The following is an 11,075-nucleotide window of genomic DNA, read 5'->3' as shown; positions in this document are numbered from 1 at the left end:
CAGAGCCTGGAGCGCGGGATAGACTACGCTGATGAGCTGATCGGTTTCTGGCCCAAGTCCTGGGTCGCCGCAAGCTCGCGCTTTCCGCTCTTTGTGGAGAAGACGGAGAGCAGCCGGTCGTACTACAGCAACCACGAAGAGTGCATCTACCTCAGCGACGGTGCCCGCCGCTCCACGATGGCCCATGAGATGGGTCACTGGATTGAGTGGCGGGTGCCCCGGCTGCGCGAGGCCGCGCAGGCGTACCTGGCGCACCGCACGCGGGGCGAGGATCTCGTGCAGCTGCGCGAGGTGTCAAACCGAAACTACGGGGCTGACGAGTGGACCCGCCCCGACCGCTTCGAGCACCCGTACTTCGGCAAGCACTACGACAGCGGCTCCACGGAGCTGGTATCAATGATGAGCGAAGAGATGACTGATGGCACGCGTGGCGTGACACTCAAAGACCCGGACCTGTTCGCCTGGTTTTGCGGCGTGATGGTGAGCGTATGATCACCGCATCCCTTATCCTGGCCGGGCACACGACCACGCTCACCTGGGAGGTCGGCATGATCGCCGGCGAGCCGGGCGCGGTGGCCTACGTGCAGGCCCTCGGCGACCTCCTGGAGGGCCGGGCCGTCGCCTTACCCTCGTTTGCGGGCACCACCACCAATCACCTCCAGGACGCGATGAGCTTTATGGCCCTCTGCGTCCTTGCGAGCGACCGCTACCCAAGCTTTACCGGCGACCTGTCCGACCTGGATCAATCTGGCATCATTCCTGAAGGAGTCGACCTATGACCACCGCGAACGACTGGCGCAACCTGATTGTCGCCCACGAGCCGGCGAACCCGCTGGAGCTGAAGGCGCACCCGCTCAACTTCTACACTCACCCGTTGGCCCAGCGCAAGGTGGTCAACGCCGCCATCGACGACATCGGCTACATCGACGAGGTGGTGGTCAACCGCCGCACCGGCCGCACGCTCAACGGCCACCTGCGCGTGGAGCTGGCCATTGGCAACGGCGAGACGCAGATCCCAGTGACCTGGGTCGATTGCGACGAGGAGACCGAGAGCCAGATCCTGCTGTTCTTCGACCGCATCGGTGAGCAGGCCAAGGTGCAGGGCGACAAGGTGAGCGCGCTGGCCGACCTGGTCGCGCCTGCCGACGGCGGCCTGCAGAACATGCTCGACGAGTGGGTGGTCAGCTTCGAGAAGTTCAGCCGGCCGAAGCCGACTGCCTCGGTCGCCCAGGCTCTAGTCGCTGCCCCTGCCGCGCTCACACCTGCCCCGGCGAGTGCCCCCGTCCTAACCGCTGCACCGGCCCAGGAGGCTCTCGCAGCCCCCATCGTGGCCGAGACGCCCCCTGAGCCGGTCGTGGAGGCCTCAGCAGAGGTAGTGGCCCAGGAAGCCTTGGCGGCTCCCGTTGTGGCTGAGCCGCCCGCCGAGCCGGCCGTGGAGGCCCCAGCGGCAGCAGTAGCCCAGGAAGCACCGGCGGCCCTGGTCGCGGCGGAGGTGCCCGCTGAGCCGGCCGTGGAGGCATCCGCAGCGGTAGCCACCCCTGTGGCCGCGCCGCAGCCGGCCAACAACTTCGAGGCTGCTATCATCGAGGACACAGGCGCGCCGATCGTGTCGCCTCCCTCGGCGCGGGCCGCGAAGGTCGAGAAGCCGCCCGTCGTGATCGTGAAGGTCGGCGAGTACGCGCAGGAGCTGCCCGAAGAGCTGTTCACCGCCTGGTGGGCCGCGTTCCGCGCCGAGGTCGGCGACGACTGGAGCGCCATTACGACCGAGATCCGGAGCCGGCTGCAGATGCCCAACGATCCCCGCTAAGCTCCTCGACCGCCCTCGACTCTCTCCTCACTACTCCTCTGACGCCTCTCGCAGCCTCTCTGCGAGAGGCGTTTTTCCGCATTGCAACGCTAAAATATTTTGACAAATACTCTTAGTTGTGCTACAATGCAGGACAGAAGAAGCCGAGGCCCGCGAGGGCGAGGGAGCCCCATATCGATCACATCAATACTGACAATGCGCCGTTCGTCGTTCGCCGCCGCTGAATTGCTCAGCGGCGGCGCTGTTTTCCCCGGAGAAAATGATGGCCCAAAACGCTCGCCCCCGCCCACGTCGTTCGCGCGCAGGCCTGCGCGAACTGGTGGCGCTGTTCGTCGTCTACGCGGCACGCCCGTTCGAGCCGGGGCCGCTGCCGAACTGGTACATCTACTCGTCGTTTGTGCTGCTGCTGATCTGCCTCGGGAGCGTCGCGCTCAACATCGCGCTCATCGTCCTGTTCGCCCTGGCCCTGCTCCCATAGAGGGGCCGCCTGCTGTCTGGCCCCGCCGAACCGTTCGGCGGGGCGTTTTGCGTCCTGCACTACACAAGGAGCCCCACGGTGACAACGACATCTTCAACTACACCCAAGTCTACGGCCAAGAAACCCGTCTCGGCTACCAAGAAGCCCGCCTCGACCGCTAAGAAGCCCGCCACGTCCACGAAGAAGCCCACGCCAACGGCACCGCCGCAGCAGGCCGATATGAACCTGCTGCCGGCCTACGAGGCGATGGGCGTGCCCGAGAGGGTCAGCCTGGCTGATCTGCCGCCCAACGCCGAGCTGATCGGCGCGGCACCCGACGAGGCGTTCGTGAAGAACGTCAAAGAGTTCGGCGTGATGCAGCCCATCCTGCTGCTGAAAAAGCCGAACGGTAGCTACGTGGTCTCGGCCGGTCGGCGCCGCGTGAAGGCGGCCCGGATCAATGGCCAGGATAAAATTCCGGCGGTGGTCTACCCCTTCGGCTGGGCGAGCAACGATGTGCTGACCACGATCGAGAACCAGATGCGGAGCGACAACGCCGCCGCAGACCTGGCCGCCGTCGAGAGCCTGGTGGCCCAGGGCGCGAGCGAGACCGCCATCAGCGAGGCGACCGGCAAGCCGGTGGCCACCATCCGCAACCTGCTGCGGCTGAAGGGGCTCATCCCCCAGCTGCGCGCCGCCTTCAATGAGGGCACGTTCAAGGACAGCGTGGCCTACAAGATTGTCGCCCTCAAGCCCGACGAGCAGCGCAAGCTGCTGTCGACGCTGGCGAAGAACGGGCGGCTGATCAACAAGGACGTGGACATCCTGATCGCGGCCACCATCCAGCCCAAGCCGACACCGGCCCCCGCACCCGCGCTGTCCCCGACGCCGGCGCCGAGCCCCGCTCCTACAGCTGCCGGAGACGACGCCGACGTGGACGACCGCGAATGGTACGAGCAGGTGATCGACCTGGTCAAGCAGATCCAGGCGCTCGCGCCGCCATCCGAGACGGATATCCACGAGATCGCCGAGGATCTGCTGAAGTTCGCCGAGTACGCCGGGGCGCAGGCGGTGGCCACACCATAAGAAGCGAGCAGTGCATGGGCCAGGCTGTTGGCGACCTGGCCCGACCCTCCGTCCGGAAGAGCTGGACAAATAGCTTGTTGATGCTGGTCGCCCCAGCAAGGATACACGCTGCCAGGTAAAGTGGAGGGGCAACGCTCTGCCGCTTGCTTTTGCTAGCCTGCCTGGCTACCCGGCTATTCGCGCTGGTAGATTCTCTGGCGGGAGGTCGTTCCCATCCTTATCGGTGTACCTGAAGAAGATGCGGTTATCGAGCGGATTCGATACCACCTCTTTGCCTGTGTGGTGAGGATGTGAGGATCGCCGCTCGTAGGGAGTGCAGGCGTCACGTAGTCTCTTTCGCAGCCATGTTGCCTCTTTCTGACTCTGACAATATATTTGGATGGTGGGTATTTCTTCATCACTTTCAGAGGTATATTCCAGCCAAGGTGTTGCCTCATAGTAGTGCGGGTTGTGCCCCTGCCTCGCGGTCTCCATCAGCGTGCGTCGTATCTGCTCGTCCATCCCGATACAGTTGATGATGAGCCAGGTTATGATCATTGGTTTACCTCAGACTGAAGGGATATATCCGGACTGACGAAGATACGCAAAGTAGGCATCCCGCCGCTCGCGGTAGAACAGTGTGCGCGCCCCTCGCTGGGTCGGCTGGTGCACCATCGGGATAATCGCCCGGCCGACCCGGCTCTCAGCGGCAGTAGTGATGCGCATTGGGGCGAAGGTGCCTTCCTTCCAGCGCTTATGGTATCCCCAATAGTCGCGTATCGGGATGCGATATTCATCGGGCACCAACATCGCTAGAACCGGCTCCCCCAGGCTTATCACCACAGCATCGGGGAACTGTGCCAGCTCCTGCTGAAGCACCGGAAGCCATATATGCGCGCTGGCGTCCAACACATCGACCTGGTTCTGCTTCAGAATGGTCGTCGGCGGGTCGTTGAAAAAGCACTTGCAGGCATTTGTCGCATAGACGTGCTGGTCGAGGGAGATGCCGAGCCGTGCGCAGATGTCCGCAATGTAGGTGCGTAGGCTTCCACTGCGGTTGAGGTTGAGTACGGTTGTGATCTTGCCTCGGCTGGCGACTTGCTGGATGGTAGGATCCTGGCCGATCACTACTAACTTGATCGGCCCGCTGCCCATATATGGCTGCGGGATATGTAGGGACATGTCAACATAGTCACCTACGTTGGTCAGTTGCCGGGTTTGCTTACGAGCAGTTTCTGAGCAGGCCATCACCTCGCTCATAAAATCAGCTGGTGTGATCAAGGTTCCCTCGCAATGAGTGGCCTGTGTAGATTTCAACCTGCAAGGCCAACTACCTCATATCATCCAGAAACTCCGACGCCGGATCTACCCCGCTGACCAGCAGGTGGTCGCGGGCGCGGGTGCAGGCGACGTAGAGCAGGTGGCGCTCGGTGGTGTAGATCTCCTCCAGGTCCGACTCGTCGGTCACGCGCTCGATGCGCTCCTGCAGCGGGAGCACCTCGTCGTCGCAGGCCATGATCGCCACGGCCCGAAACTCTAGCCCTTTGGCCAGGTGCATCGTGCTCAGGGCGACGCGATCCCGGGGTGACGCGACGTAGTGGTCGAGCTCGACTGATAGGGTGCCGGCGTGGAGGATGGCCGCGAGCGCCCGTGGCATCTGCGCCGCCGAGCGGACGAAGACGCCGATCTCTTCGGGCCGGATGCCCTCCGCGAGCCGCGCCGCGATCCAGCCGCCTACGGCCTGTCGCTCCGCATCCTGATCGGCGAAGATGTCGATCGTCGGCGCCGGGCCGTTGAAGATCGAGATCGTCCCCCCGCGCGCCTCGACATTGCCGTCTACGTCGGTGAGCGAGCGCGGCAGCAGCCGGTCGGCCTGCTGGCGGATCTGGTGGCTGGTGCGGTAGTTGATCGCCAGGGTCTGCGCGCGCCCGCGCACGTCCACGCCGACCGCCTTCCAGGGGAAGGGCTGCTGGAAGATGCGCTGGCCCAGGTCGCCGGTGAAGAAGAGGCTGTCGGGGCGCTGGTCGCCGAGCTGGGCCAAAAAGCGCAGCTCGGCCACGTCGAGGTCCTGCGACTCATCTATGATCGCGAAGTCGAAGGGCCGCTCGCCGGTCGCCAGGCAGTGCTCGCTGACCCGCCGGAGCAGCATTGGCCAAGTGAGCATCCCGCGCGCGAAGAGCATGAGCTGCACCCGCGAGAAGATCGCCCAGAGGGTCTCGCGCTGCCGGCCGCCGATGCGGGTCTTGCGGCCCAGACGCGGCACGTCGCGATAGCGCTCCCAGCCGTCGATCCCCCAGACGTCGACCACCTCGCTCCACTCCGCGAAGAGGAATTGCGGGCTGAAGCGCTGCTCTGGCTCCTTGCTCGCCGCTTCGGCCAGTAGCTCGCGCAGCTGCTCCGGCGTGGCGATCGCCGGCTCGCCGAAGGACTCGGCGTACAGCTCCTGGGCGAACTCCCTGGTCGCGTAGATGTTGATGCGGTCGCGCAGCTGCGGCTCGTTGCCGATCAGCCGGAGCAGCTTGTGACTGAGGGCGTTGGCCAGCGCCTCCGAGAAGGTCAGCAGCACCACCTGGGCCTCGGGGTGCCGGCGGGCCAGGAAGACCGCCCGGTGCAGCGCGACGATCGTCTTGCCGGTGCCGGCCGAGCCGGAGACGCGCGCCGGGCCGCTGTAGTCGCGCTCGACCAGGTGGCGCTGGGCTGGGTGTAGGAAGACGCTCCACTTGTCCCAGGGGTACTCCAGGGCGCGCTCCAGCTCCGCGACGTTCTGGAGCACCCGGAAGCGGCGCTGGGCGTCGGGGTGGGCGAAGGGGTCGCTGTCGGGCAGCACCTGGGCCGGCGCAGTCGGGGTGCCGCCGGTCGCCAGTTCCAGCAGGGCCTCGGCGGCCTCCTGGGGCAGGTGCTCGGCCACGGCGAAGATGGTGTCCTCGGTGGCCTGGCGCACGTCTGCGAGCCACTCGGCGGGCACACCGTAGCGCAGCAGCAACTCGTCGTCGATGGCGGCGAAGAGTAGGGGCTTCGCCAGAGCGGGCGCGTCGGCCTCAATCGGGACGAAGGTCAGCACCTCCTCGACCCGCTCGCGCACCTCGACCAGTTGGGCCGCACCGGTGGTCGGGTGGCGCGCGATCTTGCGCTTCAGCGCCCAGGCGTACGCATCTTCATGGTGATCGACATAGCAGAGTAGCAGGCTGGCCGCCGTCTTGTGGACAATGATACGGATGTCCAGGTTGACCCGCAGCGACCAGAAGTCGGGGTCTTTGGCCGCGTCCAGCCGGTGGAACTGCAGGCTCGGGTGGGCCGGGTTGAGCTGCAGGTCGAAGGCGGTGGTCTTCACCGCCCGCTGCTCCTGGCTAGCCAGCTTCGCCAGGCTGGAGGTAAAGGTGTCGGCGATGCGGAATTCCATAAAACTGCCCTAAATAGGTAGATAGCCTATGGTCAGTCACACGTACTGGAACTAATGGTTATGCTTTGCGTCGAGCAACCCGAAAGCCCACATCATCCACCGATGCGTCAGGGGGTCTGTGATACGGTAAATCCCAAGCCCCTCGCGGGTGTTTATGAGACGGATGCCAAGCCAAGAGATCACATTAGAAAGCCTTATGCTTGCCCTTCGGCGCAAGGAGCATTTGTTCGGATTAATACCTCGGGCGAGATTTTTGCAAAAGTCCAGTCTTTACCTGAAGAGGACGCCGGGCAACCCGAAAACCCGCATTCCGATTGCGGTTACCAGGTGAACTGTCTATGCGGGAGGTTACGCGTAGGTAAATCGGTCGGTTAAACCATGCGCCTCCACGAAGCGTAAAATGTTCTTCTGCTGGTTCATAACTATCCTCACGCCCATCATCAGAATCGTACGGATATGGCTGATACTCACTACATGTCCATTCCCAGACATTTCCGGTCATATCGAGCAACCCGGTTTCTGGCGTTGCTCCCACCAGGAAACAGCCCACGGCGGTGGTGCCGCCGTACTCTTGATTAAAATTGGCACGCTCCCTATCTAGAGTGGCATTACCCCAGGGGTAGATTCGACGCTCTGATCCTCGTGCGGCATACTCCCACTCAGCTTCGCCCAGTAGCATATATTCATAATTGTCGTTGAGATATTGGGTTAGCCACGAGCAAAATGCAGTTGCCTCATACCAACTCACTCCGACCACCGGGTGATTGGGACGAGAGATCCCAAAGCGTGGGTCATCCCAGTATTTGGGCTGATCCTTGTGCTGGTATTGCTGCCACATGTGATCGTCCTGTGCTAACCAGACTCGTGCAGCGTCTGTCCACCAGGAAGCATCAGGATCGTAACCTCCGGCATCAATAAACAACTTATACTGCGCATTTGTTACAGGATAACGGGCTAGTTCAAACGCCGTAACAGTCATTGATCGACTATTTAAAGTGTCTGCATACCAATAGGTTGTTTTTTGCTCAAGGTTATTTGCTCGCTCGCACGCAACGATTTGTTCATTTTCTGTCAGTGATATACCGATCGCAAAGCGCCCACTTTTGATTGGTACCATTGGTGGTGGTAGGCTACAAACACCCGAGCGTGGGTCGCCATATTGGGACAGTAACTCACCAGATGCTACCCGAATACACGCTGGAACGGAAATTGTAGGATCTTCGATTATTGCCACTGTGGCTCGAATGGCGTCTTGGTCGCCAGGGGTTATAGCAAGTCGTCGCGTCAGTATCTTGAGTGCTTCGTCATAGTGACTAGCCATAACTTGGTCGTAAACCGGGCCAAAGCGCGCCTCTCGAATCACTCGTTCTCGCTCAGCCTCAGCCCATGTGCGCAAGTTATCCCGATCAAGTGCCTGAGGATTGATTCGCGCGATCTCCTCCAGAGCACCGAGCACTGCCCGCCACTCACCGGCCTGGCGCAGAGTGCGGGCTACGGAGTAGCGATCCTGGAGGCGCAGATGGCTGCGTGCGGCGGTAAGCGATTGCGCCGCTTCGGCGTCGTCGCCATCCCGCTCCACCACGCGGGCGAGCAGGTCGGCGGCACGACGCCAATCCTCCTGGTAGTAGGCCAGCAGCGCCTGCTGGCGCAGGTCGCTGACCTCGGCGGCGATGTAGGCTTGCGGCGGTATGTCATGGGTATCTGGCCTGGGAGTGTTGAAGTACTGATTCAGGGTGGTGGCAACCCCCACACCCGACACACCTGTCGGGATGACTGGCAGGTTGATGCTGCCATGAACATCCCGGCCTATCACTGCGCCGACATTTGCTTCCCCGCCGATGCTCTGGTTGGTCTGCTGCTCAACCGAGGTGATGTCGCCGCTAGCCACATCGCGTATGCTGATATCGCCTGTCTGAGCACTAGTGAAGTTGATCTGGGTCTGCTGCGCGGCAAGCCTCTGCTCTGTGGCCTCAATAGCTAGCAGGAGATCTTCCCGCTCTTCGGGGTCGGTCTCGCTAGCGAGCTTGCGTCGCAGGCGGGTTAGACGGGTTTGAAGATTGTCGCTACTCATCGCTGTCTTCTCGGCTAAGCAACACTAAACACCTTCATCACCTCGTCGCCCAGGTGGTTGATCACCTTGACGGCGATGCGGCCGGACGTGGGCTTGGCAAAGGCGCGCGAGGTGTCGCCGTAGAGGCTGGCCCAGGCCTCCTCGTCGATCTCGGACTTCAGGGTGGTCTTCAGGGCCTTGTAGGGGTCGTTGGCACCCAGGAAGTATGCCTGGCGCACGAAGAAGCTCTCTTCGTTGTAGTCGCTGTCGATGAACCAGCAGGCGATCTCGTCCGGGCCGCTCGCCTGCACCTCGCCCGACTGGGGGTGGAAGACGTCCACGCCGCGCAGCTTGACCCGGATCTGGCCGCTGTCGGCCGGCTCGATGGCGATGTCGGGCTCGCCGAAGATCACGAAGAGGTTGCCGGCGCCGGTGTTCTTGAGCGAGTCGGCCATGTGCAGGTCGGCGTTCATGCGCGCCTTGAGCACCGGCACCCGGCCCAGCCGCTCGAACTCGGCCGAGTGGGCGTCGTAGTTGAAGGCGCAGGCGATCAGCACGTCGAAGCCGGCGTCGCCGGCCTCGCGCGCGGCGGCCACCAGGTCGGCGCGCGGCACGGTGCCGAACTCGGGGCCGATGAAGATGCCCGCCCGCCGCTCTTTGCCGCTCTCGCCCTCCAGGTAGCGGCCCTCGGCGCAGATGTAGCGCCCCGGCCAGCCGCTCAGCGCGGTGAAGCTGATCCGGTCCTGGCGGTGGGCCTGCTGCACGCCGGCGGTGCGCAGGTTCTCCAGGATGACGGCGGTGAAGTCGTAGCCCTCGCCGTAGCCGTCCGGCCCCTCGTTGATGAATTTGCCGTGCGGGATCAGCTCGTCGTTCTCGTCTACGGCCAGCACGCGGTGCGGCGAGAGGCTCTCGACGGTGAAGGGGCCGGCGACGCGCACCACGCCCTTGTCCTCGTAGGGCCGGTCGTAGAGGTACTCGGACTCGGCCTTGGCGGCGATGCTGGCGTCGATCTCGCGCTGGCGGGCGATGCGTTGTTCCCACCACTGGGCGTGCAGCTCCTTCGCCGACGCCGGCCAGCCCGCGCCGGCCTCGCGCGGGATCTCCCACTCATCCCAGCTCTTGCCGAGAGCCGCGTTGAGCTGCGCCCGCAGTGGCTCCAGCGCCTCCTGGAACCTGTCCCAGATCACGTCGATCTCGGCGTTGTTGGCGATGCTCTTCAGGGTGATGTGGGGCACCCGCTCGTAGACGAAGCCCTGGCGGATGTTGCCGTAGGTCGGCGCGCTCGCCGGGGCGCTGCGCGTGACCTCGGCCTCTTTGCGCTGGCCCGCCGGCGAGTCGGCCAGGAGGTAGTAGGGGTAACGCGCGCCCATGATCCGCGCCCGCGCCAGGGCCAGTGCCACCCGCGAGGTGTCGATGGTGATCCAGCGCCGCCCCCACTGCTCACTTACGTAGGCCGTGGTGCCTGATCCGCAGGTTGGGTCGAGCACGAGGTCGCCGGGGTCGGTGGCCATGAGGATGCAGCGCTGGATTATTTTGGTTGAAGTCTGGACTACATATGTTTTTTCTTCGGTGAATGATCCTGTAAGGGTATCTGTCCAGAGATTAGAAATCGGAGATACTGGAAAGTCATCGATAAACCGAATATAACTGAGACTGTTTGCCGCCGTTCCTAAACGCCAGGAATGACTGAGTCTCGTCATTCCTGAGATGGGCGTTTTCCAGTAGCCATTGCCCGGAAGAAATGATCGCCCTTGTTCATTCCAAGCATATTTGGTTGTGGATGCAGCACTTTGAGAAGTTATTGTGTCGTGTCGGTAGATTCGTGCGTCGCTAGGCACTAGACTGCGCTCTTTCCGTTCGGCGCTGGCCATGGATCGGCGAGTGTAGTCTGGGAGTTCAATCTTTGAGTATTGGCCACCCGCGTCAAAATCATCATCTTTAGGGTTGTATAGCTGGCGATATTTGATGTTCTCAGCAAATTTGGCATACCACAGCACAACGTCATAAACAGCTGCTAATCCAACCGTTTTGACAGAAGGGCTACCCGCTCCACTGGTCTTCTTAAAACTGATCTGTGTCTGAAAATTCTCTACCCCAAAAACCTCATCTAGCAAACTCCGTACAAAGTGGACATTCTCATCGCCAATTTGCACGAAGATCGAGCCGCTGTCGGTGAGCAGGTCGCGGGCGACGGTTAGCCGGTCGCGCAGGTAGGTCAGGTAGGAGTGGATGCCGTCGCGCCAGGTGTCGCGGAAGGCCTTGACCTGCTCGGGCTCGCGGGTGATGTGCTCGCGGT

8 protein-coding genes and 1 pseudogene are annotated in these 11,075 nt (G+C 62.7%); 5 read left to right on the top strand and 4 right to left on the bottom strand.

Translation table 11 applies throughout. The features are described from left to right. From K2Z83_RS26850 to K2Z83_RS26830, 5 genes and pseudogenes are all read left to right on the top strand, one after another. Positions 1 to 492, top strand: a pseudogene (locus K2Z83_RS26850) (hypothetical protein); the annotation flags it as partial. Beyond that, on the top strand, positions 489 to 779 hold the full coding sequence (locus K2Z83_RS26845; RefSeq protein ID WP_220598241.1) for a hypothetical protein: 291 nt from the start codon (positions 489 to 491) through the stop codon (positions 777 to 779). The pseudogene K2Z83_RS26850 and the gene K2Z83_RS26845, both read left to right, overlap by 4 nt. Continuing rightward, positions 776 to 1,807: a hypothetical protein gene (locus tag K2Z83_RS26840; RefSeq protein ID WP_220598240.1), complete on the top strand. Its 1,032-nt coding sequence runs from the start codon at positions 776 to 778 to the stop codon at positions 1,805 to 1,807. The genes K2Z83_RS26845 and K2Z83_RS26840 overlap by 4 nt, the downstream gene beginning before the upstream one ends. A 262-nt stretch (positions 1,808 to 2,069) precedes the next feature. Beyond that, a complete protein-coding gene (locus K2Z83_RS26835; protein ID WP_220598239.1) occupies positions 2,070 to 2,285 on the top strand; it encodes a hypothetical protein in 216 nt (71 codons plus the stop codon). Between the two features lie 78 nt (positions 2,286 to 2,363). Further along, positions 2,364 to 3,350 (top strand): ParB/RepB/Spo0J family partition protein, encoded by a 987-nt coding sequence (locus tag K2Z83_RS26830; RefSeq protein WP_220598238.1) that lies wholly within the window; start codon positions 2,364 to 2,366, stop codon positions 3,348 to 3,350. Positions 3,351 to 3,896: 546 nt separating this feature from the next. Here the strand turns inward: K2Z83_RS26830 and K2Z83_RS26825 are convergent. The 4 genes from K2Z83_RS26825 to K2Z83_RS26810 all read right to left on the bottom strand — a co-directional run. Next, positions 3,897 to 4,589 (bottom strand): uracil-DNA glycosylase family protein, encoded by a 693-nt coding sequence (locus K2Z83_RS26825; RefSeq protein WP_220598237.1) that lies wholly within the window; start codon positions 4,587 to 4,589, stop codon positions 3,897 to 3,899. Positions 4,590 to 4,659: 70 nt separating this feature from the next. Further along, complete coding sequence (locus K2Z83_RS26820; RefSeq protein WP_220598236.1) at positions 4,660 to 6,729, bottom strand: 3'-5' exonuclease; 2,070 nt, start codon at positions 6,727 to 6,729, stop codon at positions 4,660 to 4,662. Between the two features lie 232 nt (positions 6,730 to 6,961). Beyond that, positions 6,962 to 8,800 (bottom strand): formylglycine-generating enzyme family protein, encoded by a 1,839-nt coding sequence (locus K2Z83_RS26815; RefSeq protein ID WP_220598235.1) that lies wholly within the window; start codon positions 8,798 to 8,800, stop codon positions 6,962 to 6,964. A gap of 14 nt (positions 8,801 to 8,814) precedes the next feature. Beyond that, a partial coding sequence (locus K2Z83_RS26810) for a site-specific DNA-methyltransferase (RefSeq protein WP_220598234.1) occupies positions 8,815 to 11,075 on the bottom strand: 2,261 nt, incomplete at its 5' end.

It is taken from the genome of Oscillochloris sp. ZM17-4, assembly GCF_019599295.1.
Lineage (GTDB): Bacteria > Chloroflexota > Chloroflexia > Chloroflexales > Chloroflexaceae > Oscillochloris.
The sequence above is the reverse complement of the archived record's forward strand: the minus strand, read 5'-3'. Positions and strand labels throughout refer to the sequence as shown.